This window comes from Nonomuraea antimicrobica, from assembly GCF_039536965.1.
In the GTDB taxonomy this organism is placed as follows: domain Bacteria; phylum Actinomycetota; class Actinomycetes; order Streptosporangiales; family Streptosporangiaceae; genus Nonomuraea; species Nonomuraea antimicrobica.
In genome coordinates this window covers 32,803-55,247 of the sequence record NZ_BAAAZP010000093.1, presented here as the reverse complement: position 1 = coordinate 55,247, position 22,445 = coordinate 32,803, and the positions used below count along the sequence as shown (strand labels likewise).

22 protein-coding genes and 1 pseudogene are annotated in these 22,445 nt (G+C 70.3%); 15 read left to right on the top strand and 8 right to left on the bottom strand.

The features are described 5' to 3' along the window. Positions 1–7 precede the first annotated feature (7 nt). On the bottom strand, positions 8–679 hold the full coding sequence (locus ABD844_RS25830; RefSeq protein ID WP_344883054.1) for a pentapeptide repeat-containing protein: 672 nt from the start codon (positions 677–679) through the stop codon (positions 8–10). Positions 680–681: 2 nt separating this feature from the next. Further along, positions 682–2,094 carry a glycoside hydrolase family 3 protein gene (locus tag ABD844_RS25825; RefSeq protein ID WP_344883051.1) on the bottom strand — a complete coding sequence of 471 codons (1,413 nt, stop codon included), beginning with the start codon at positions 2,092–2,094 and terminating at the stop codon, positions 682–684. On the opposite strand from ABD844_RS25825, the gene ABD844_RS25820 reads away from it, so the two are divergent. Beyond that, the gene (locus ABD844_RS25820) at positions 2,095–2,928 is read left to right on the top strand and encodes a hypothetical protein (RefSeq protein WP_344883048.1); all 834 of its coding nucleotides are present in this window, start codon (positions 2,095–2,097) and stop codon (positions 2,926–2,928) included. Between the two features lie 124 nt (positions 2,929–3,052). Here ABD844_RS25820 and ABD844_RS25815 read toward each other — a convergent pair whose 3' ends face one another. Continuing rightward, positions 3,053–4,204, bottom strand: coding sequence for an acetyl-CoA C-acetyltransferase (locus ABD844_RS25815; protein WP_344883044.1), 1,152 nt, complete (start codon positions 4,202–4,204; stop codon positions 3,053–3,055). A gap of 97 nt (positions 4,205–4,301) precedes the next feature. On the opposite strand from ABD844_RS25815, the gene ABD844_RS25810 reads away from it, so the two are divergent. Both ABD844_RS25810 and ABD844_RS25805 read left to right on the top strand, forming a co-directional pair. Next, positions 4,302–4,970, top strand: a complete 669-nt coding sequence (locus ABD844_RS25810; RefSeq protein ID WP_344883041.1) for a TetR/AcrR family transcriptional regulator — start codon at positions 4,302–4,304, stop codon at positions 4,968–4,970. Then, positions 4,967–5,647 (top strand): DNA alkylation repair protein, encoded by a 681-nt coding sequence (locus ABD844_RS25805; RefSeq protein ID WP_344883038.1) that lies wholly within the window; start codon positions 4,967–4,969, stop codon positions 5,645–5,647. Before ABD844_RS25810 ends, ABD844_RS25805 begins: the two co-directional genes overlap by 4 nt. 30 nt (positions 5,648–5,677) lie before the next feature. Here ABD844_RS25805 and ABD844_RS25800 read toward each other — a convergent pair whose 3' ends face one another. After that, positions 5,678–6,277: a LysR substrate-binding domain-containing protein gene (locus tag ABD844_RS25800; protein WP_344883144.1), complete on the bottom strand. Its 600-nt coding sequence runs from the start codon at positions 6,275–6,277 to the stop codon at positions 5,678–5,680. 154 nt (positions 6,278–6,431) lie between these two features. After that, positions 6,432–6,554, bottom strand: a pseudogene (locus tag ABD844_RS53255) (helix-turn-helix domain-containing protein); the annotation flags it as partial. Between the two features lie 95 nt (positions 6,555–6,649). Here ABD844_RS53255 and metE point away from each other — a divergent pair. From metE to ABD844_RS25780, 3 genes are all read left to right on the top strand, one after another. Then, positions 6,650–8,905, top strand: a complete 2,256-nt coding sequence (gene metE, locus ABD844_RS25790; RefSeq protein WP_344883032.1) for a 5-methyltetrahydropteroyltriglutamate--homocysteine S-methyltransferase — start codon at positions 6,650–6,652, stop codon at positions 8,903–8,905. 180 nt (positions 8,906–9,085) lie between these two features. Further along, positions 9,086–9,715, top strand: a complete 630-nt coding sequence (locus tag ABD844_RS25785; RefSeq protein ID WP_344883030.1) for an RNA polymerase sigma factor — start codon at positions 9,086–9,088, stop codon at positions 9,713–9,715. Continuing rightward, positions 9,712–10,716 (top strand): CU044_5270 family protein, encoded by a 1,005-nt coding sequence (locus ABD844_RS25780; protein WP_344883027.1) that lies wholly within the window; start codon positions 9,712–9,714, stop codon positions 10,714–10,716. Before ABD844_RS25785 ends, ABD844_RS25780 begins: the two co-directional genes overlap by 4 nt. A 74-nt stretch (positions 10,717–10,790) precedes the next feature. On the opposite strand, the gene ABD844_RS25775 is transcribed toward ABD844_RS25780, so the two are convergent. Further along, the gene (locus tag ABD844_RS25775; RefSeq protein WP_344883024.1) at positions 10,791–11,771 is read right to left on the bottom strand and encodes an N-acetylglucosamine kinase; all 981 of its coding nucleotides are present in this window, start codon (positions 11,769–11,771) and stop codon (positions 10,791–10,793) included. A 79-nt stretch (positions 11,772–11,850) separates the two neighbouring features. Between ABD844_RS25775 and ABD844_RS25770 the strand changes: the two genes are divergently transcribed. Genes ABD844_RS25770 through ABD844_RS25750 form a run of 5 tightly spaced genes read left to right on the top strand, consistent with a single transcriptional unit; the run spans position 11,851 to position 16,716 of the window. Beyond that, complete coding sequence (locus tag ABD844_RS25770; RefSeq protein WP_344883021.1) at positions 11,851–12,720, top strand: MurR/RpiR family transcriptional regulator; 870 nt, start codon at positions 11,851–11,853, stop codon at positions 12,718–12,720. Position 12,721: 1 nt separating this feature from the next. After that, complete coding sequence (locus ABD844_RS25765; protein WP_344883018.1) at positions 12,722–13,456, top strand: sugar isomerase domain-containing protein; 735 nt, start codon at positions 12,722–12,724, stop codon at positions 13,454–13,456. A gap of 19 nt (positions 13,457–13,475) precedes the next feature. Then, the gene (gene ngcE / locus ABD844_RS25760) at positions 13,476–14,891 is read left to right on the top strand and encodes an N-acetylglucosamine/diacetylchitobiose ABC transporter substrate-binding protein (RefSeq protein WP_344883015.1); all 1,416 of its coding nucleotides are present in this window, start codon (positions 13,476–13,478) and stop codon (positions 14,889–14,891) included. After that, positions 14,888–15,799 carry a carbohydrate ABC transporter permease gene (locus ABD844_RS25755; RefSeq protein ID WP_344883011.1) on the top strand — a complete coding sequence of 304 codons (912 nt, stop codon included), beginning with the start codon at positions 14,888–14,890 and terminating at the stop codon, positions 15,797–15,799. The genes ngcE and ABD844_RS25755 overlap by 4 nt, the downstream gene beginning before the upstream one ends. Beyond that, complete coding sequence (locus ABD844_RS25750) at positions 15,799–16,716, top strand: carbohydrate ABC transporter permease (protein ID WP_344883009.1); 918 nt, start codon at positions 15,799–15,801, stop codon at positions 16,714–16,716. Before ABD844_RS25755 ends, ABD844_RS25750 begins: the two co-directional genes overlap by 1 nt. Positions 16,717–17,205: 489 nt before the next feature. On the opposite strand, the gene ABD844_RS25745 is transcribed toward ABD844_RS25750, so the two are convergent. Together ABD844_RS25745 and ABD844_RS25740 are read right to left on the bottom strand one after the other, a co-directional pair. Then, entirely contained in the window at positions 17,206–18,555 is a 1,350-nt protein-coding gene (locus tag ABD844_RS25745) for an NsdA family TPR-like regulatory protein (RefSeq protein ID WP_344883006.1), read from the bottom strand. 24 nt (positions 18,556–18,579) lie between these two features. Then, entirely contained in the window at positions 18,580–18,969 is a 390-nt protein-coding gene (locus ABD844_RS25740; RefSeq protein ID WP_344883003.1) for a hypothetical protein, read from the bottom strand. Positions 18,970–19,312: 343 nt separating this feature from the next. Here ABD844_RS25740 and ABD844_RS25735 point away from each other — a divergent pair, with 343 nt between their 5' ends. The 4 genes from ABD844_RS25735 (at position 19,313) to ABD844_RS25720 (ending at position 22,443) form a co-directional block, all read left to right on the top strand. Continuing rightward, on the top strand, positions 19,313–19,645 hold the full coding sequence (locus ABD844_RS25735) for a hypothetical protein (protein ID WP_344883000.1): 333 nt from the start codon (positions 19,313–19,315) through the stop codon (positions 19,643–19,645). Positions 19,646–19,874: 229 nt separating this feature from the next. After that, positions 19,875–20,066 (top strand): hypothetical protein, encoded by a 192-nt coding sequence (locus tag ABD844_RS25730; RefSeq protein ID WP_344882996.1) that lies wholly within the window; start codon positions 19,875–19,877, stop codon positions 20,064–20,066. Between the two features lie 144 nt (positions 20,067–20,210). Next, positions 20,211–21,011 (top strand): DNA glycosylase family protein, encoded by an 801-nt coding sequence (locus ABD844_RS25725; protein WP_344882993.1) that lies wholly within the window; start codon positions 20,211–20,213, stop codon positions 21,009–21,011. Next, positions 20,968–22,443 (top strand): B12-binding domain-containing radical SAM protein, encoded by a 1,476-nt coding sequence (locus ABD844_RS25720; RefSeq protein WP_344882990.1) that lies wholly within the window; start codon positions 20,968–20,970, stop codon positions 22,441–22,443. The genes ABD844_RS25725 and ABD844_RS25720 overlap by 44 nt, the downstream gene beginning before the upstream one ends. Positions 22,444–22,445 lie beyond the last annotated feature (2 nt).

The window sequence follows — 22,445 nt, the reverse complement described above, 5'->3', positions numbered from 1 at the left end:
GCGAGGGCTACAGGACGGTGATGCCGCGGGCGGCGAGGATGGCGTTGGCCTGCGCCTGGTTGATGATCGCGCCCGCGAACGCCCGCAGCTTGGCGTCGTCGGGCTCGCCCAGGTCGGCCCCGCGCAGGTCGGCCTTGGCGAACTTGGCGCCGAGCAGCCGGGTGCCGCGCAGCCGGCAGTCGCTCAGCGTGGCCTCGGTGAAGTCGCAGCCCGACAGGTCGGCGTCGTCGAAGCGCACGCCCTCGACGACCTCACCGCGCAGCGAGCAGCCGCCGAGGTTGGCCAGCGTCAGGTTGGAGCGCGACACCTTGAAGCCGGTGCCCCGCGAGCCGGTGAGCGAGGCGCCGATCATGCGGCAGCCCGTGAACGAGGCGTCCGTCAGCAGCGCCCCGCCGAACTGCGCAGACGACAGGTCGACGTCGGTGAACGTCACGTCGATGAGGTCGGCGTCGTTGAACCTGACGCGCATCCCGCCCCCGCCGCCGAACACCGCCCCGTCGAGGTCGGCCTTGCGGAAGTCGGTCTGCTCCAGCACGCACGACTCGAACGTGGCCCCGGCCAGCGAGGCGCCCCACAGGTCGGCCTCCGTCAGGTCGCACTCGCGGAAGACGTGCGTCTCACCCGGGGGGAGCCGGTCTGCCAACGCCTTGTGCGACAGGTCCTCGCCGTCGAAGTTCACGTTCAGAGACTACCGGTCAGCACCTCCGCCGCGGCCTGGCCGCAGACCCTGGCCGACCCGTACGTGGCGACGTGCACGGAGCCCAGGTCCGAGCGGGCGGGCAGGCCCATCTCGACCACCACGGCGTCCGGGCGGGCGCTGAGCAGGTGCCGCAGCGCCTCCGACTGCCAGGCGTGGCGGTGCACGTCCCTGACCACCACGACCAGCGGGTGACCTGTGGCCTCGATGATCAGGCGCTCCAGCTCGGGGCCGGTGGCCTGCGCGACCGTCAGGCGGGTGACGGTGGTGCCGGGGATCAGAACGCTCAGCGGCCTGCCGACGCCCCACGGGGTGTTCCTGTCGATGGCCAGGTTCATCTCCGGGGACAGCTCCACCACGTGGGGCACGCCCATCAGCGGGAGTACGGGCGCGGTGGAGCGGCGGGTGACCCTGATCGCCCGCCGGGCCGCGACCAGGCCGATCCGGCCGTCGGCGGGTGCAGGGCTGCCCGAGGAGGCGGCCCATGCGGCCAGCTCGCGGACCCGGCGAGCGGCGTCGGCCAGACGCTCCTCGGGCAGCAGCCCCTCCGCCACCGCCGCCGCGATCGCCTCGCGGATGCCGATGACGGTGGCCTCGTCGAAGTTCTCGCCGCCGACGCAGATCGCGTCCGCGCCGGCGGCTATGGCGCGGGCGGAGGCGCCCCCGATCCCGTACGCCCCCGACACCGCGGCCATTTCTATGCCGTCAGTGATGATCATCCCGTCGAACCCGAGCTCCTCCCGCAGCAATCCCGTCAGGACCTTGGTGCTGAGCGTGGCGGGCCGCTCGGCGTCGTACGAGGGCACCAGGAGATGGCCGGTCATGACGGCCTTGACGCCCTCCGCGATCGCCTCGCGGAAAGGGTGCAGCGCCTCCTCGATCCCGCTCTCGGCCACGACCGGCACCCCGTGGTGGGAGTCCACCGAGGTGTCCCCGTGTCCGGGGAAGTGCTTGGCGCAGGCGGCCACCCCGGCCGACTGGAGCCCGCGGACGAACGCCCGGGTGTGCCGGGCGACCAGCACCGGGTCCGCACCGAAGGCCCGCAGGCCGATGACCGGGTTGTCGGGGTTGGAGTTGACGTCGGCGGAGGGGGCGAAGTCGATCGTGATGCCCGCTCTGGCCAGGTCGCCGCCGAGGTCTCTGGCCAGGGACTCGGTGAGGTCCACGTCGTCCACGACGCCGAGCGCGTACCCGCCGGGGCGGGAGCTGCCGCCGGCCACCTCCAGCCTGGTGACCTCGCCGGACTCCTCGTCGGTGCCGACCAGCACCGAGGGGTTCTCCGCACGCAGCGCGGCGGTCAGCCGGGCCACCTGCGCCGCGTCGGCGATGTTGCGGGAGAACAGCACGACGCCGGCCAGCCCGTCGCCGAGCCGGCGTCGGAGCCAGTCGGGGGGCATGTGTCCAGGGAAACCGGGGAAGAGGACTGCGTCAGCGAGGCGAAGCAGATCACCGCTCAGGGGCATGACCCGAAATCTAATAGGAAAGTTTCTTATTTGCTAGAGCCATTTTCTGACGTCAACCCGCTTCCCTTCGTGAGGAACTCCGCCGCCTCGCGCCTCACCCGGACAGTCACCGTACAGCGCCGCTGGTCCACGCACGAAGTCCGCGCGTTCTTCTGGGCGGCCTCCCGCGCCGGAACCCACCGTCTCGGGGCAAGGCTCTGCTTGATCGCGGGACGGCGCGCGTTTCAGCCCGGCTTCAGCGGATTTTCAACGTGTGGCGTGATTATGGCGCGGACCGGACGCCGGGGGACGGGCGGCGCGCTCGCCCTCCGGTCCACCCAGGACCACAGGAAGAACATGAACCTTCGTCACAAGTCAGCCGCCGCCGTGGGCGTCGCGATGCTCGCGACTCTGTTCGTCTCCGCCGCCGCGACTCCGGCCAGCGCGGCCGGCCCGTGTGGCAGCGGCTACAACCTTGTGGGGACGTACAGCATCTCGCTCCACGGCATGAAGTACGGCACCCTTGAGGTCCGATGGAACGGCAGCACCGGGAAGAACTGCGCGCTCGCCTACGGCACCGGCTCGAACTACGGCCGGTCCGCGCTCAAGTCGGCGCGGATCAAGGTGGCCGGCGCTGACAACTGGGCCGATTCCGAGGTCGGCACCTACAAGTACTACGCGGGTCCGGTTTATGTCGCCGCCCGGGGCGAGTGCATCACCGTGTTCGGCTCCATCAAGGGCGACAGCAAATTGGCCACCACGAGGAAGGAGAACGTCCACTGCGACTGACCGGGAGCCCCCAGGCCCGCGTGCACGGTGACCTCGTCATTGTGCGTGCGGGTCTTTTCGGGGTGCCACTGTTCTCGGGCGGCGACGGACGCCCCGACACCGAATCCCGTCGCCGGCAGGGCCCTTAGAGGCGCTCGATGACGGTGACGTTCGCCTGTCCGCCGCCCTCGCACATGGTCTGCAGGCCGTACCTGCCGCCGGTCCGCTCCAGCTCGTGCAGCAGCTTGACCGCCAGCACCGCGCCGGTCGCGCCGAGGGGGTGGCCCAGCGCGATGGCGCCGCCGTTCGGGTTCACCCTGGCCGGGTCGGCGCCGGTCTCCTTGAGCCAGGCCAGGACGACCGACGCGAACGCCTCGTTGACCTCGATGACGTCGAAGTCCCCGATGGACATGCCGGTCAGGCCGAGCGCGTGAGCGGTGGCCGGGATCGGGGCCGAGAGCATCATGATCGGGTCGCCGCCGCGCGCCGACAGGTGGTGCACGCGGGCTCGCGGCGTCAGGCCGTGCTCGCGTACGGCGCGGGGCGAGGCGATCAGCAGCGCCGCGGCGCCGTCGGAGATCTGGGAGGCCAGGGCGGCGGTCAGGCGGCCCCCCGGCGTGAGGGGCCGGAGCGCGGCCATCTTCTCCGGCGTGGTGTCCCTGCGCGGGCCCTCGTCGGTGGCGGCGCCCTCGTAGGGGACGATCTCGCGGTGGAAATGTCCGGCGTCGATGGCGTGCAGGGCCCGCCGGTGCGACTCGTACGCGTACCGCTCCATCTCCTCGCGCGTGACGCCCCACCGGGTGGCGATCAGCTCGGCACCGGCGAACTGGGAGACCTCCCGCGTGCCGTACCGCTCGGTCCAGCCCTTGGAGCCCGCGAACGGGGTCTCGTGGCCGAGGGGGCGGCCCGCGAGCATCGCGGAGGAGATGGGGACCATGCTCATGTTCTGCACTCCCCCGGCCACCACCAGGTCGTTCGTGCCGGAGAGCACGGCCTGGGCGGCGAAGTGCAGGGCCTGCTGGGAGGAGCCGCACTGGCGGTCGATCGTGACGCCCGGCACCTCCTCGGGCAGCCCGGCCGCCAGCCAGCACGTACGCGCGACGTCGCCCGCCTGCGGGCCGATCGTGTCCACGCAGCCGAAGATCACGTCCTCGACGGCCGACGGGTCGGCGCCGGCCCCGCGCATCAGCTCCTTGAGCACGTGCGCGCCGAGGTCGGCGGGGTGGGCTCCGGCCAGGCCGCCGTTCCTGCGCCCGACGGGGGTGCGGACGGCGCCGACGATGTACGCCTCACTCATCCTCGAATCGTAGCAAGCGCTTGGTATAGCCGGGAATGCCGCACGAGCTGGGCCTGTAACGTGAACAAGCGATTGTCTGAGGGCCCATAATGGTGTAGTGACCACGCGAAAGAACTCCGGCACCGCCACGACTCCGGCGAAGCGCCAGCGCGCCACCTCATCGGGGTCGGCGTCCGAGCGCCGTGACCACCTCGTCAAGCTCGCCGCGGAGCTCTTCGCGCGCAAGGGCTTCCAGGCCACGACAGTACGTGAGATCGCCGACGAAGCGGGCATTCTCTCCGGAAGTCTCTACCACCACTTCGACTCCAAGGAGACGATCGTCGACGAGGTGCTGTCCACCTTCCTCGACGACCTCATCGCCCGCTACCGCGCCGCGCTCGACACGGGCTCCGACCCGCGCACCGTGCTCTCCGAGATGGTCCGCATCGGCTTCGGCACGCTCGAGCCCCACCGCGCCGCCATCACGGTGATGCAGAACGACTGGAACTACCTGCGGCAGTTCGAGCGCTTCAACTACCTGGTCAAGGCCGAGGACGAGGTCGAGCAGATCTGGGTCACGCAGATCAAGGCGGGGCAGGCGGCCGGGCAGTTCAGGCCCGACGTCGACCCGAAGCTGACCTACCGGATGATCCGCGACACCATCTGGGTGGCGGTGCGCTGGTTCCGTCCCGGCGGCAGACTCAACACGGCCGGGCTGGCAGAGCACTACATCACCGTGCTCTTCGACGGGCTCGCCACCGGCGAACGCACCACCCAGCAAGGATGAGCCTCGGCAAAGCGGTGCGACTGGCACTGCAGGACGCGGCCGCGCCCGGCAAGGCCGAGACGATGCGCGCCTACATGAGGTCGGACATGCCGTTCCTGGGCGTACAGGCGGTGCCCCGGCGGGCCGCGCTGCGGAAGGTGTTCGCCGAGCACCGGCTGGACAGCGCCCCGGAGTGGCGGCGGGCGGTGCTGTCGCTGTGGCGGGAGGCCGAATACCGCGAGGAGCGCTACGCCGCCGTCGAGCTGTCGGGCTACCACCTCTACCGGGAGTTCCAGACCCTCTACACCATCCCCATGTACGAGGAGATGATCGTCTCAGGGGCGTGGTGGGACCTGGTCGACGAGCTGGCCACGCACCGGATCGGCGGGCTGCTGGCCGCCTACCCCGACTCGATGCGGCCGCTCATGCTGGAGTGGGCGCACGACGACGACCTGTGGAAGCGGCGCACGGCCATCCTGTGCCAGAACCGGTTCAAGTCCCGCACGGACACGGCCCTGCTGTACGCGTGCATCGAGCCCAGCCTGTCCGACAACGACTTCTTCGCCCGCAAGGCCATCGGGTGGGCGTTACGCGAATACGCCAAGACCAGGCCCGAAGAGGTGATCCGCTACGTGAAGGCCAAGGGCCTCACCGGGCTCAGCCGGCGGGAGGCGCTGAAGAACCTGCCCGTGGCCTGATCGCGCCCGACCGCGCCCGCGGGCCGGTGGTCACCTCGTCCAGAGGGCGTCCTGCACGGCCTGCACCAGGGCTATCAGCTCCGGGGTGACGCGCTCCCTCGACCACGCCAGCGCGTACGTGATGCGCAGGTCACCCGCCTCCAGGGGGACGAAGCGGAGGTCGTCCCGCCTGATCGTGCGCACCAGGAGCTGCGGGATGGGCAGCAGGCCCGCGCCCGCCGCCACCAGGTCGAGAGCGGCGGTGAAGTCGTCGTCGGCCACCAGGCGGGCGCGGCCGGGCAGGCCGGGCCAGGGGCGGCCGGACGGTGTGATGAGCACCTGACCGGCCAGCTCCGCCGCCGCGACCCGGGCCCTTGACGCCAGCCGGTGCCCGGCGGGGACGGCCAGGTGGTCGACGGTGACGTGGAACCTGGCCGCCGTGACGAACCGCGCGGGCGCGGGCGTGGCCAGGATCGCCGCCGACACCTCCCCGTCGGCCAGCGCCCGCGCCGCCTCTCGACGCCTGCCCGCCGGCCAGCGCCCGCCCCGCCGCGGCCCGCCCGGCCGCGTGCAGCTCCACCCCGATGGCCGGGGTGCGGCCCGCCAGCCGCCTGACGATCCGCGCCGCCAGCGCGCCCACGAGCGGTGGATAAGCCAGATGAATGATCGGCCGGGCCAGCCGGGCCGACTCCGCGGTGAACGCCTCGACCGACTCGATCACCTGCTCCGCGTACGCCAGCAGCGCCCTGCCCTCCGCCGTGAGCCGCACCTCGCGGGCGGAGCGTTCGAAGAGCCGGGTGCCGGTGGCGCGTTCGAGCCGGGTGATGGCCTGGCTCATGGCGGGCTGGGACATCCCGAGGTCGGCGGCGGCGGCCGAGAAGCTCAGCCGTTCCGCGACCCGCGTGAAGCAGTGGATCTCCCGAAGCATAAGCAGCACCAATACATGGTGCATGACCCCGTGGGTCGTCGGCACCATTCCAACGACCTGACGGATCACAAGGGTTCACAAGGGAGTCGAAGAAGATGTCCTCATTCCCCACGTCCACCGTGCTCGGATATCCGCGGATCGGGCCGGACAGGGAGCTGAAGCGGGCGCTGGAGGCGTACTGGGACGGGCGCTCGACCCGGGCGGAGCTGGAGCGGGTGGGCGCGGAGCTGCGCGCGCGGACCTGGCGGAGGCTGGCCGAGCTGGGGCTGGAGGGGCTGCCGTCGAACACGTTCTCGGTGTACGACCAGGTGCTCGACACCTCGGTGCTGCTCGGGGCCGTGCCCTCGCGCTATCGGGACGCCGCCGACCCCTACTTCGCGATGGCCAGGGGCACGGAAGGGCGGGCGCCGCTGCGGATGACGAAGTGGTTCGACACCAACTACCACTACCTCGTGCCGGAGATCGGGCCCGAGACCGAGTTCCGGCTGGACGCGGGCAAGCCGCTGGGCGAGGTGCGGGAGGCGCGGGCGCTGGGGTACGAGACGCGGCCGGTCGTGCTGGGGCCGGTGACGTACCTGCTGCTGGGCTCGGCCCTGGACCGGCTGGACGAGGTGCTGGGCTGCTACGCGGAGCTGCTGTCCGCGCTGGCCGCCGAGGGCGTGGCGTGGGTGCAGCTCGACGAGCCCGCCCTCGTGGGCGACCGGACGGCGTCGGAGCTGGCCGCCGTCCGGACGGCCTACGAGCGGCTGGGCTCGATGGGGGCGCGGCCCGGGTTGTTCGTGGCGTCGTACTTCGGCTCGCTCGGCGAGGCGCTGCCGGTGCTGGCGGGCACGCCGGTGGAGGCCATCGGGCTCGACCTGGTGCGGGGGCCGGTGCCGGAGACCGACCTGACCGGGAAGACCGTGGTGGCGGGGGTGGTGTCCGGCCGGGACGTGTGGCGGACCTCTCCCGGGCGCGCGCTGGCCGCACTCGCCGCCGTACGGGCCTCGCGGGTCGTGGTGAGCACCTCGTGCTCGCTGCAGCACGTGCCCTACTCCGTGGCGGCCGAACCGGAGCTGGAGCCGGGGGTGCGGGCGCGGCTGGCGTTCGCCGAGGAGAAGGTGGCCGAGGTGGTGGCGCTGGCCGGGGCCGACTTCCTGAGCCCCGGTTTCGAGAACGCCGGGTACGAGGTCACTGGCTCGGAGGTCGCCGGGTTCGGGGGCACTGACTCGGAGGTCGCTGGGTTCGAGGGCGACGGGTTCGGGGGCGACGTGCCGGTCGGGCGGCCGTCGGTGGCGCTGCCGGGGCCGGTCGTGGCCGGGGAGCGCAGCCCGTACGCGGTGCGCGCCGCCGCCCAGGCCGAGCACCTGAGCCTGCCCCCGCTGCCGGTCACCACGATCGGCTCCTTCCCGCAGACCGGCGAGCTGCGCGCGGCCCGCGCGGCGGTCGCGTCCGGCACGCTGTCGCAGGCCGGCTACGAGCACCGGGTCGAGGCCGAGATCGAACGGGTGATCCGGCTCCAGGAACGCCTCGGCCTCGACGTCCTGGTGCACGGCGAGCCCGAGCGCAACGACATGGTGCAGTACTTCGCCGAGCACCTCGACGGGTTCGCGGTCACCAGGCTGGGCTGGGTGCAGTCGTACGGGTCGCGCTGCACCCGCCCGCCGATCCTGTACGGCGACGTCTCCCGTCCCTCGCCGATCACGGCGCGCTGGGCCGCCCACGCGCAGTCACTCACGGACAAGCCGGTCAAGGGCATGCTCACCGGGCCGGTCACGATCGTGGCCTGGTCGTTCGTCCGCGACGACCTGCCGCTGCGGGACGTCGTCCTCCAGGTGGCCGACGCCGTCCGGCAGGAGGTGCGGGACCTGGAGGCGGCCGGGGTGTCGATCATCCAGGTGGACGAGCCCGCGCTGCGCGAACTGCTGCCCCTGCGCCGCGCCGCCCAGGCCGACTACCTGGAGTGGGCGGTGGCGGCCTACCGGCGAGCCACCTCGGGGGCCGGTGACCGTACCCAGATCCACACGCACCTGTGCTATTCCGACGCCGACCAGATCCTGGACGCCATCGACGGCCTGGACGCGGACGTCACCACGATCGAGTCGGCCCGCTCGGGGGCGCGGATCCTGGGGGCGGTGTCGGCGTTCGGGCGAGGGCTCGGGCCCGGCGTCTACGACATCCACTCGCCTCGGGTGCCCTCGGCCGAGGAGGTCGAGTCGCTGGTGCGGCGGACGGTGGCGGCTCTGCCGGTGGAGCGGGTCTGGGTGAACCCGGACTGCGGGCTGAAGACGCGTACGTACGAGCAGGTCGAGGCGTCCCTGGCCAACGTGGTGACCGCCGCTCGCCGGCTGCGGGACGAGCTCGGGGCCTGATCCGTTCCGTGGCGTCGTGGCCGGCTGCCCGGGCGCGAAGCCACGGAACGGCCCACCGTCTCCAGGGGTCACGGACGACGTCCGCCAGGATCACGCTCCGCCCGGGTCTCCCGGCGGGAACTTCCCGCGGCGGTTCGGCTAAGTACCGTCGTGAGAACCATCCTGGAACAGGAGATCGTCTTGGCTGATCCTCCGACGCCCGTACCGACGCCGACATCCGGCGGCGTCCTGCGGGCAGATCAGCGAGACGACTCCTCGATCATCGCGACCTCGCTGCGCGCTCCTGAGCGCTTCGCGGAGCTGTTCGACCGGCACGCCGCCGAGCTGCACCGCTACGTCGTCCGGCGGCTCGGCCCCGAACCCGCGGAAGACGTGGTGGCCGAGACGTTCACGAGGGCCTTCGAGAAACGGCACCACTACGACCTCAGCCGCGGGGAGGCGCTGCCCTGGCTGTACGGCATCCTCACGAACGTCATCGGCAGCCACCGGCGGGCGGAGGTCCGCGGTTACCGGGCGCTGGCCCGTACCGGTGAGGACCCTGTCGCGGTGGCGTTCGACGAGCAGGTCGTGGCCAGGGTCTCCGCCTCGGCCACGCGGAAGCGGATCGCCGACGCGCTGGCGAGGCTGGGACGCGGTGAGCGCGACGTGCTGCTGCTGATCGCCTGGGGCGACCTGACCTATGAGGAGACGGCACAGGCGCTGGGCGTGCCCATCGGCACCGTGCGCTCGCGCCTGTCGCGCGCCCGCCGCAAGGTCGCCAAGGCTCTGGGCGGCGTCAACCCGATCGATGTGCGGGAGGAGACCCCATGAATGACGTTGACCTGGTCCGGGACCTGCGTTCCGAGGTGCGGCAGAGCGATCCCGACACCCTGTACGCCGCTCGGGGGCGCCTGCTCGCCGCGATGACGTCCCCCTCCCCCGCTCGGCGGCCCAGACGCATGACACGGCGCATGACACGGCGCATGACACTGCGCCTGGCAGGTGCCGGTGCCGTCGGCCTGACGCTGGCCCTCGGCATCACGGTCGTGCAGAGTTTCGACGGCGCCGACATTCCGGCGGCGACCGCCAGTGCTCCCGCGTGGGTTCCGGTGGCCGGCGTGGAACACCTGGCAGAACGCGCCACGGCGGCATCCGCGCGGACGACGGACACCTATCCGCGCGCCGACCAGTGGCTCTACACCAAGTCACGGATCTACGTCCCCGGCAAGGAGGGGACGCAGGAGGCGGGCGAGACGCAGACGCACGAACGCTGGCAGCGGGGTGACGGCGCGAAGATGGCAATCCGTCACACCAGCGCGGACGCGGACAAGGGCGCCCCTCCCGTCGGCCCCGTCACCGCCGGCCCCGTCGAGAACTCCACGGGCCAGCGATGGGCCCCGGCCTACCTGAGTTCCCTTCCCCTGGATCCGGCCGCGCTGAAGGAGCGGCTGCGGCAGAACGGTGCGGACCGCCCTGACCTGCCGGCCGCGCGGACGCTGTTCCAGCAGGTGCAACAGATCCTCCAGGATGGCGCCCCTCCGCCCCGCCTGCGCGCCGCCCTCTACACCGTCGTCTCCGAGCTGGAAGGCGTCGGGCTGGAGGAGAACGTACGGGATCTGGCGGACCGGGAAGGCGTCGGAATCTACCTGGACAGCCCGGACGGAACCCGCCACGAGATCATCGTCGACCCGGAGACCTACGCGTACCTCGGAGGCCGGAGACTCGCCCTCGGGGACGGCGAGCGTACCTCTCAGGCCGCCGGAGGCGAGGTGATGGCCGCATGGGTGCAGGAGGCCCGTGGCATCGTCGACCGTGCGGGTGACCTTCCGTAACCCTCGCCCGGTCAGCGGCAGTCGTGTCCGAAGGCGGGCGCGTCCCGAGGCGGGCGCGTCGGGCGGCGGGTGCGTCAGGCGGCGGTCGTGAAGGTGGCGTGCCGGGCCCTGGCGTCGGCCTCCGACAGCACCTCGCGGGCCGCCAGCCAGGCCGCCGCGCCCGCCGCGTCGCCCGCCGTGGTCACCGTCTCGCCCGCCAGCAGCTCGACGACGGTCTGACGGATCGGCCCTTCGCTGGTCAGCACGCTGCCCGTGAGCACCACGGGGCCCGACACGTGAACCCTGTGCAAGGTCGCCATCAGGTGGTCGGCGGCCTCGCGGACGATCTCGACCGCCGTCGGGTCGCCATCCGAGGCGGCCCGGCCGACCAGCGACGACAGGGCGGCCAGGCGTACGGGGTCGGCCTGCGCCAGCCGTACGACGCGCAGGGCGGCCTCTCGCGGCTCGTCGGGTGGTCGCGTACCGAGGAAGTGCGACACGACGAGCCCGGCCAGCACGTCTCCGGCGTCGGGGTGGTCCTGGCCGGGCGCGCCCGGCACGGGCGCGCCCCGGTCGAGGGCCTCGATCACCGCCATGGCCGCCCGCCGCCCGATCCAGAACCCGGAGCCCGCGTCACCGAGCAGCCAGCCCAGCCCGTCGGCGATCGCGGCCGGCTCGAACCCCGCCATCCTGGCCGCCACCGCCCCCGTGCCCGACAGCAGCAGCGACCCTTCGGGCTCGGCCGAGCCGGCGGCGTAGCCGACCGTCACGTCATCGACGTAACGCGGCGTGTGGGAGATGCCGTGCGCGGCCCAGACCTTCGCCAGCTCGGGCACCATCTCCTCGACGTGCCCCGCGACCCCCGCCACCGACGCGACGACCCGCGCCCCGTCGAGAGACCCGAGCGCCGGGCCCAGTGCGTCGGCGACCGCAGCCACCGCCTTGGCCAGCCCGTGCGCGGTCGGATTGCCGGCCCCGGCCCGCGCGTACCCGACCCGCGTGCCGGTGAGCGTGTGCACGGCCACCCGCGTGGAGGTGGCGCCGGCATCGACACCGACCACTAGCGATTCAGTCACGGTCCGAGTCTGGGGGTTGACGTGACCGATAAGCAAGAATAATTTTCGCCAGAAGACCGGGTATTCGGAAGGAATATTCGTGACTTCAGGAGCGCTCGGGCGCATCGAAACAGAGCTACCCGGTTTGCCGGAGGCTTTGCGCAGGGTCGGCGAGGTGATTCTCGGCGATCCGGCCGAGGCCGCGCGGTCGACCATCATCGCCCTCGCCGAGCGCGCGGGCAGCTCGCCCGCGACCGTGACCAGGTTCTGCCGGGCCTTCGGCTTCTCTGGGTACGCCGAGCTGCGCGTGGCCCTGGCCACCGAGACCGGCAGGGCGGCCCAGGCGGGCTGGGGCGCGGGCGTCGGGCATGAGATCGGCCCCGACGACCCGCTCGACTCGGCCATCGAGGTGATGGCCGCCGCCGACACCCGCCTGATCCAGGACACCGCCGCCCAGCTCGCCCTCGACGTCGTCTCCCGGGTGGCCGAGGCCATCGTGGCCGCGCCGCGCGTGCTCCTCGTCGGCGTCTCCACCAGCAGCAACGTCGCCACCATGCTCGAAGGGCGGCTGCGTCGCATCGGCATCCCGGTCTGGAGCGCGGGCGACGCGCACGTGGCGCTGTCGGAGGCGGCGCTGCTGAAGTCCGGCGACGTGGCCATCGGCATCAGCCATCGGGGCCGTACGCGGGAGGTCATGGAGTCGCTGGCCGAGGCGGGCAGCCATGGCGCGCTGACGGTGGCGGTGACCTCGTTCGCCCGTTCGCCGCTGGCCGAGCTGGCCGACCTGGTGCTGACCACGGCCAGCAGGGAGACCACGTTCCGGCTCGGCGGGCTGGCGGCCGTCCACTCGCAGCTCTTCGTGCTGGACGCCGTGTACGTCGCGGTCGCCCAGCTCACCTACGAACGGACGAACGAGGCGTTCGAACGCACGATCCGGGCGGTGGAGAGCCACCGGGTGGAAAGAGGCTGAATTGACGTACGCATCCAAGGCCCTCGACCTGGCCCGGCGGGTCGCCGAGCAGCAGGCGGAACCGGTGGGCCCGGCCGCCGGGCTGCTCGTCGCCTCGATCCGGGCGGGCGGCCTGGTCAACGCGTTCGGCTCCGGGCACTCCGAGGCCATCGCCATGGAGATCGCCGGGCGGGCCGGCGGCCTCGTACCGAGCAATCGCCTCTCCCCCAAAGACCTCGTGCTGTACGGCGGCGAGCCCCCCAGCGTGCTCACCCCCGAGTTGGAGCGGGACCCGGCGATCGCACAGCGGATCTACGACCTGGCGCCGGTCGAGCCCGCGGACGTGTTCGTGCTGATCTCCAGCTCGGGTGTGAACGGCACGGTCGTCGAGCTGGCCACGATCGTCAAGGACCGCGGCCACCCGTTGATCGCGATCACCTCGGTCGCGCACAGCACGCGCATGACCTCCCGCCACCCGTCGGGCGGCAAGCTGCTCGACCTGGCCGACGTGGTGCTGGACAACGGAGCGCCGTACGGTGACGCGATCCTCGACCTGCCCGACGGCGGCAGCCACGGTGCGGTTTCCACGATCACCTCCGCGTTGCTCGCGCAGATGGTGGTCACCGAGGCGGTGGACCGGCTCGTCGCGCTCGGCGAGCGGCCGCCCATCTACCTGTCGGCCAACGTGACCGGCGGCGACGAGCACAACAGCGCCCTGGAGCGCCGCTACGCAGGCCGGATCAGACGCGGATCATGAAAGGTCAGGAGTAGTCATCATGCCTCACACCCCCCGTATCAGCAGGCGCGAGCTCCTACGCGGAGCCGCGCTCGTGCCCGTGGCGGGCGCGCTGGGCGCGTGCGCAACGCCGGCCGCGCCGCCGGCCGCCTCGACCTCGGCGGCCCCGGTCGCGACCAGCGCGGCGAACCCGTTCGGCGTGGCCGCGGACAAGCCGCTGGAGGTCTGGATCTTCGACGGCGGCTTCGGCCAGGACTACGCCACGAACATCCACCAGCCGCTGTTCAAGTCGAAGTACCCGGGCGTCGAGATCAAGCACAACGCCACCAAGGAGATCACCAAGATCCTCCAGCCGCGCTTCGCCGGCGGCAACCCGCCCGAGGTCATCGACAACTCGGGCGCGCAGTTCATCGACTTCGGCGCCCTCTCCCAGGACGGCCAGCTCCAGGACCTGACCCCGCTGCTCGACGCGCCCTCCTGGGACGACCCGAACGTCAAGGTCAGAGACACCATCGACCAGTCCGTGATCGACATCGGCCAGTACGACGGCAAGTTCAGCGTCCTGGGCTACGTCAACTACATCTACGGCATCTGGTACTCGCAGAAGGTGTTCCGCGACAACGGCTGGCAGATCCCGAAGACCTGGGACGAGTTCATCGCGCTCTGCGAGACGGTCAAGAAGTCCGGCAAGATGGCGCCGTTCACGTACGCGGGGAAGTTCCCGCAGTACCTCTACGAGCCGCTGCTGACCATGGCCGCGAAGATCGGCGGCAACGAGGTCCTGGTCAACATCGACAACCTCGAGGACGGCGCCTGGACCGCCGAGGCCATGAAGACCGCGGCCACGGCCTGGGCCGAGGTGGGCGCCAAATACCTCATGGAGGGCACCACCGGCCTCGACCACGTGCAGACCCAGACCGCCCAGAACAAGTACAAGGTGGCCATGCTGCCCTCCGCCTCCTGGCTGGAGAACGAGCAGAAGACCACCACCCCGGCCGACTTCGAGTACGGCGTCTTCCCGATCCCCGACGTCACCGGCTCCGACAAGCTCCCGTACGGCACCCTGCACACCCAACCCGGCGAGAACTTCATCGTCTCCGCCAGGAGCCCTCACCCGCAGGCCGGGCTGGAGTACCTGCGGGCCATGCTGTCGAAGAAGGCGGCGGGCGACTTCAGCGCGCTCGTGCGTACGGTGACCGCGGTCAAGGGCGCCACCGAGGGCAGGGAGATCTCCCCTGGCGTCACCAGCGCCACCAAGGCGGTGACCAACGCGGGCGCGAACACCGTCTACTACCGCTGGTTCAACTGGTACGGCCCGCTCAAGGACGAGGCCATCGCCGCCACCGGCGAGCTGATGTCCGGCGGCCTGACCCCGGACAAGTATCTGGAGCGCATCCAGAAGAAGGCCGACGAGATCAAGAACGACTCCTCGATCAAGAAGTACCAGCGCCAATGATCTTCAACAGGTATCGCCGCGGGCTGTTCATCACCTCGTTCCTGGCAGCCCCGGTGATTCTCTACCTGGTGTACGTCATCGCCCCGTACGTCCAGGCGTTCTACATCGCGATGACCGACTGGCGCGGCGTGACGGCCACGCCCCGGTTCATCGGCCTGGACAACTTCGTGCGCCTGTTCGGCGACACCGCGTTCTGGAAGGCGGTCACGCACAACGCCGCCCTGCTCGTGCTGCTGCCGCTCATCACGATCGTCATCGCCCTGTTCTTCTCCTTCCTGCTCAACGTCGGGGGCCCGCAGGGCGTGACGGGGATCCGCGGGTCGAAGTTCTACCGGGTGGTGTTCTTCTTCCCGCAGGTGCTGGCCGTGGCCGTGGTGGCGGTGCTGTTCCAGCAGGTCTTCCGGCCGGACGGCAGCGGCATGCTCAACGGCCCGCTGACGGCGCTCGGCCTCGGCCCTGTCGGTTTCCTCTCCGACCCCGACATCGCGTTCTGGTCGGTGCTGGGCGTGATGGTCTGGCAGGCGGTCGGCTTCTACGTCGTGCTGTTCTCGGCCGGCCTGGCCTCGATCCCCAAGGACATGTTCGAGGCCGCGCAGATCGACGGCGCGAGCCGGCTCAGCCTGTTCTTCCGCATCACGCTCCCCCTGCTCTGGGACACCGTCCAGGTCGCCTGGGTCTACCTGGGCATCCTCGCCCTCGACGTCTTCGCGATCGTCTGGGTGATGACCCTCCAGCGCGGCGGCCCCGACCGGTCGACCACCGTCATGGCCGCCGAGATCTACCGCAACGCCTTCGAGTACTTCCGCTTCGGGTACGCCTCGGCGCTGGGCGTGGTGATGTTCTTCTTCACCGTCGGCTTCGCGATCCTGTCGCTGCGCCTCTCCCGGCGCGAACGAATCGAGTACTGATGACAACGATGATCTCGTGGACGGTGGCGAACTCGCGCAAGCTCCTCCGGGACGAGCGCCGGCGCCGGCTCGGCCCCCTCGGTGTGCTGACGCACCTGGCCCTGCTGATCTGGACGCTGCTGGTGATGATCCCGATCCTGTGGACGTTCCTGGCCTCGGTCAAGAGCGAGGACGAGATCTTCGACGACGCCTGGACGCTGCCCGCCACGCTGCGCTGGGACAACTTCGCCAGGGCCTGGGAGCAGGCGCACATCGGGCAGTACATGCTCAACAGCGTCATCGTCGTCGCGTTCAGTACGTTCGGGACGATGCTCATCGGGTCGATGGCGGCGTACGTGCTGGCCCGGTATCCCTTCCGCGGGAACCGGGCGATCTACCTGCTGTTCGTGTCGGGGCTGGCATTCCCGGTCTACCTGGCGCTGACGCCGCTGTTCTTCGTCGTGCAGAACATGGGCAATCTGCCGGTGATCGGCCCGTTCATCGGGCTGAACACGCACGCGGGCGTGGTGCTGGTCTACATCGCGTACTCGATGCCGTTCACGATCTTCTTCCTGTCGGCGTTCTTCCGTACGCTGCCGACGGCCGTCGGTGAGGCCGCGATGGTGGACGGGGCCTCGCACACACGGGTCTTCTTCCAGATCATGCTGCCCATGGCCAAGCCCGGCATCGTCAGCATCACGATCTTCAACATCCTCGGCCAGTGGAACCAGTACCAGCTCCCGCTGATCCTCCTCCAGGAACGCGACAAGTGGGTGCTCACCATGGGCATCGCCGACATCTCCACCGCCGCCGGCTACGACCAGGACTGGGCGGCCCTCTTCGCCGCCCTCACCCTCGCCATCCTCCCCATGCTGATCGTCTACACCGTCTTCCAGCGCCAGATCCAGTCCGGCCTGACCTCGGGAGCCCTGAAGTAACTCGCATGCCGGATGAAGCCGGGCGACACCCGGCAGCACCCACCCACGAGCCATAAGCCGGGCACCCAGCAGCACCCACCCGTGGGCCGTCTACCGGGTGGGCCCTGTATGCCCGCCCGAGCGGTCCTCGCTGTCGCTCGGGCGCCCTCCCGAGCGCGCCTCCGGCGCGCAAAGCTCCGCCCAGAGTCGCTATCGCGCCGGCAGGGCCCAACCGTGGTCGCCCTCCATTCGGGACAAGCCCCGAGCCCTGGAGAACTTGGCATCGCTCACCCCGCCTCCACACCAGCCACACAGGATCCCATTGGCGTGCCACGTACGGCCCATCAGGCAAGCCTCAACACGTATGCCAGAGCGCGCACGCTGGTCGGCTCGCGCTGGCCCAGGCTCGCCGCGTTCTCACGGGCGGCGCGCTCTCCCGAGGGGAGGTCCCCCGTCACAGCACAAGATCAACGCGGATGGGTGCCGATGACTCGATTCCTTCGCACACCCCTACCGCCCGAGCGACTCGATCAAATGGTTGTCAAGGTCGGCGACGAATCCCTCCCGCCGCCACGCGCGTAGCTCCTGGCGTGCCCGGCGCACGCGGATCACAGCGACTCGCCCCCCGGTTTCCGATGCAGCATCTATGCAGCCGTGCAGCAGGTCGGCGGCTGACTGCGGATCGCCCAGGCGGATGCGGGCAAGCGCCTGGTCTGCCGCCACGATCGCCCGCTGTACCTGCTCTCGCGGTGCGACCAGCGCCTGAGCCGAGCGGGCGAAGTAGTCGTGCGCCTGGGAGGGATCCCCGACATACAGCGACGTGATCCCCTCGAAGCCGCTCAGGTGACCAGGCGAGAACGAATTGGTGGCGGGGTCTGCACTACGGTCTTGGTCCAGGTCGTACCAGGCGAGCGCGAGCGCCGCCTTCGCGTGCTTATCCGCACCGGCTCGGGCCGCGATCTCTGCCTGCAGCGCATGAGCTCGAGCCCGGATGGTGACACTCTGGCCGGCACGCGCGTCACGCACCGCGGCGTCGATCAGTGCTTTGGCAACGTCCAGGCCGGGCTCGGAGTACAGCTTGACGAGGGCGTTGCTCATGTGGACGACCGCTCGCCGCCACGGGATCCCGAGCCTGCCGACCACGTCCGTCGCCACCAGGTACAGCGCCCGCGAGGCGGCATCATCCCGAGTCTCGAAGGCGAATCGGCCGGCGAGCATGTACGCCTGCGCCGAGATGAGCTGTAGGTCGGGCATGAACGCGTCGGGGACGGCCATATCCAACAGCCGCCGGCAGGACTCGATGATCGGCGCGAGCAGGAGCTGTAACCGCACGAATGGGATGCTGCCGACCTGGCCGTTCACCTGCGCGACAGAGTCACGCAGCGCGGCCAGCAGCCCCTCGTCAAGGCGTGACGGATCGGCCAGTGCGCCTGAAAGGGCGGCCTGCGTGGACGGGCCGAGCAGTGCAAGTAGCTCCACTCCGCTGTCGGTTACTGATCGCACGAGGATCGTACGCAGATCGTTGAGACGTCCCTCGCTCAGGCCGAAGTGCCCAAGAGCGTCCAGCAACTCGGCGAAGTCGCTGCCAGGCCCAAGTGATGTCCCTCCTCGGGCGTTGTGGGCGTACAGGTGGGCGAGCAGCAGTTGGTACCGTTCGCTCGGAACGATGGGGCCAGTGCTGGTTTCCCACCGGGAGATGGACCGTTGGACACTGGCGATGCTGGTGTCGAACGGCTGCCCGAGCTGGGCTGCCATGCCGGAAAGAGCGCGTGCGGTGTCGGCCAGGGACCACCCGCGTGAGCGCCGCAGTCGCTTGAGCATGGCGGCACCGATGAGCCGGTCGTGCGCGCTGGCGCTCATGCACTCATGATGCACCAACTGTGTTCACACGGGCACGATGAGTCGAGGTTTCCCCTGCGAGGCTCCGTAGTTGATGGTCTGCCAGGTTCCTGATGTCGTGTCGCCCCCTTCGAGGGGAAACCCGATCACCATGCGACCGTGATCGACCATCCACCTATTTCGGGTGTGGTAAGCCGACGTGTTGAGCTCCGGAGCGCGCAACTCAACGATCTCGGCGATCCGGTCGCGGCACCGGGCGATGGCCTGACGCGCTTCCACTGGTTGGTCCTGCACCGTGCACGGCACCACGACTGTGATCTGTGCTGACGTGCTACCGGCCAGCCACAGCAAGGTCAGACTGTCGATGCCCTTTGCGCCGCCGATATAGAAGTGTGCATCTTTGACCGCGAACGGCGCCAGGTAGGTGCTGAACACCCCTGCATACCAGGTGAGTTCGCGATGCCCCGTTGACCGTGTCCCCGTGATAGCCGCAGCCACCGGCATGATCAACTCCGTGTCATAGGTTGTCATATCCCGCGCGCCCACCAGTAGCGGTGGGATCGAAGCATGGACGCGGATCCCACGGCAATTCTTCACGATCTCCTGGAGCGCGCGAGCAATCCATGGCGGAGGACGCTCGCCCCTTCTGGCCACGCGCGGTGGACAGGGCGGCTACGCCGGCCGGTCAGCCTCGGTATAGCGGCGGCGGGGGCAAGCCCAGCGTGCGCGAGCCCAACCCGGTCGCACTCGCGTGGCAGATGGCGCCGCTGACCGCGCCATGAACAACGCACTCCCCTGCTGCGGCGACTGCGGCCACAACGTGATCATGGTCTACCTGTTCGACCGTGGCGGCATCCGGATCGATCTCGACCCCGAGCCCGTGGTCGGCGGCAACTACACGTTCTGGAACCCGACCTACGGCAGGCAGAAGATCTGGCGCGCCAAGTCCCGGCCCACCACGGTCCCGCCTCCCCGCGACCTGCCCGAGCACCTGCGCAGGCAGTGGAACGGCGAGAAGGTCGCCGACAGCCGGACCTGGTTCGTTCAGCACGTGTGCGGGCTGACAGCGGCCCAGATCGTAGCGGAGCGACGCGCCAGATTGAGCGCATAGACCACCCTCGCCCGGCGCGTAGCTGGAGGGCCTCGCCCGGGCGAGGGTACCTGCGCCGTCCTCGGAGGATGACCGCCTCGCGCCGCCGGGTTCCACACTCCCCGGCCGTCGCCGCGAGCGGACCCGCCCCCCTCCGAGGGCGGCCACCCCACACGTGATGAACAAGCCCTCAGAACGTGAACCAGTCATCGCCGGCTCCCGGCGAGGCTAGATCAAGGAGAGATCCAGGATGGGACAACCACTCACCACCGCCACGAGCAGCCTCACAGCCGACGCCTGCGCCCAGCGCATCGCGACCCAGGCCGCCAACTACTGGCGCGCCGTAGCCGCCGGTGTCCCCCACGACCCCGGCGAGGTCACCTCACTCCTCAGCGAGGTCAAGGCCCTGCACGCCGAACTCACAGGCGAGGAGAGCCAATGACCACGCCCGACGAACTCGATCCACCCGTGGGTCTGGCGCATGGTCCGGGCCTGATACGGCTCGGAGTCACGCCTCTTGGAGGTCAATGCCCTGACACACTCTTGCACCTGAGCCCGAGGCCGCACACATTGGAGATCGACGCCCATGAGTTGGATGCTCGACCATCCGAGCTGGAACCTGCACCCCCAGCCCACACGCGCCATGCGCACCTCGACCGGGACATGGCTGATCAAGGCCACCACCACGTACGACCCGGTCCTGCTCGACGGCGAGGGAGCGGCCCCACGTCTGGAAACCTACGATCCCGCTGTGCTGGCGGACCTGCCTCTGCCCGCAGGCTTGGCCGACGCCCTGCAGGGGCTCACTCCCATTCGCCGAGTGACGAACGCCGACCTGTGGGACGCTCTGGCCACGGCCATCATCCGCCAGGTCATCCGCGCCGCCCAAGCCCGCACCATGTACCGGGCGCTGCTCAACGCTCTCGGGCAACCGGCCGGTCAAGCATGCCTACCCCCAACCGCGGAGCAGATCCTCGCCATGCCGGACCAGGAGTTCACGAAGCTCAGGATGGCGTTCAAGCGCCGCCCGCTCCAGGCCGCCGCCGACGCCTACCTACGCCACCGCGACGAGTGGGCCCTCATGCCTGCAGACGTTCTGGTCAAGGCCCTGCAGGCGATACCTCGGATCGGCCCGTGGACTGCCGGCGCCGCAGTCGCCGATCACACCGGCGACTTCTCCCTCTACCCGTACGGCGACCTGGCCGTACGCACCTGGGCCCGCCGTGCCGACCCGGCCTCGCCATGGCCTCACGACGAGCCCGCCTTCGCCGCCCGCTGGCGCGAGCTGGCCGGGCCGCACCTGTCCACCCTGACCGCTCTCACCCTGTCTTGGGGAGACCACCATGTCCATCAACACCCCGCTCATCCAGGAAGGCTCGTGCACTGACCCTGGCGGGCAGCTCGACCTGCTCCTCGTGAACGCGCCGCTGCGCGACTACCGGATCCGCCCTCGCGTCAACGACTACACCTTGCCCGTCCTGGGGATGGCCTACATCGCCACCTACGCCGCCGCCTGCGGCTACCGCGTCGGCGTCCTGGACGCCGAAGCCGCCGGACTCCCGGTAGACGAGACCATCGCCCTCATCAACCAGGCCCACCCCCGCTGGGCGGGCTTCAACCTGCTGGCTCCCACCTACGAGCTGACCGCCACCATTGTGGCCGCGCTCGACCCGGGCATCCGCATCATGGCCGGCGGCCACCACGCCAAGGCCATGCCCCAGCGAATCCTCACGGACTCCCGCATGGCCCGCTGCGACGCCCTCATCCTGGGCGAAGCCGAGACACGTGTCGTCGAACTCCTAGCCGACCACCGATCCCGCGCCGACCTGCCCGCCGTCATGTGGTTAGACCCGATCCTCCGCCAGCCCGTCACTGGTGGGCGCCCCGGTGCCGGCCACCACCTGGCGCCCGACATCAACGCGCTCCCGTTCGTCGACCGTGGCTACCTTGCTCAGGACCCTTACCTGGCCGGCGATGGCCGAGTCGAGGCCAACATGGTGGGCGCCCGCGGCTGCCCGTATGACTGCTCGTTCTGCGGCGCGGCCGTGTCGGCGAATCCAGACGTGACGATCCGCGTACGGGACCCGCTCAACATCATCGGCGAGATGCAGCAGCTAAGGGACCGGCACGCGGTGAGGGCGTTCCGGTTCGTGGACGACCTGTTCCTCGGCGCCGGCCGCATCATCGATCGGATGATGCACGCCTTCGAGCAGGCCGACATCGGAAGGTGGGCAGCGTGGGACGCCACCGGCTGGATCAACGTGCTCGATCGGCGCCGTGAGGACCAGCTCGACCAACTCGCCGAGTGCGGGCTACGAGAGGTGGCGCTCGGCATCGAGTCCGGCAGCGAACGGGTGCTGTCCTACATCGACAAGCGCATCACCCCGGACATGGTTCTGTCGGTCGTCGAGCGGCTCGTCGTCCGCGGCATCGGCGTGAAGGGGTACTTCATCCTCGGTTTCCCCGGCGAGAGCCGCACAGAGCTGCAGCAGACGGTCAACCTCGTCCGGCAGTTGTGGACGGTATCCGAACGTCACTCTGGAACGTTCCGGGCTTCCGTTTTCCAGTTCCGTCCCTACCCCGGCACACCTGAGTGGACAAGGCTCATGGCCGACGGCCGCTACTCCGCCGAACAACTGCTCAACTACGCCCCCGTCGACCTCGGAGCCGAAGACGCGGCCCTGCGCGGACGCGACGAGTTCAACTTCTCCTCCGGCATCCAGTTCGGAGAGGCCACCGAGGACGAGATCCATCAACACCTCGCCGAGCTCGCCCGCGAACAACACACCCGCCATCACCCCACAACGAGGAGCCTCTGATG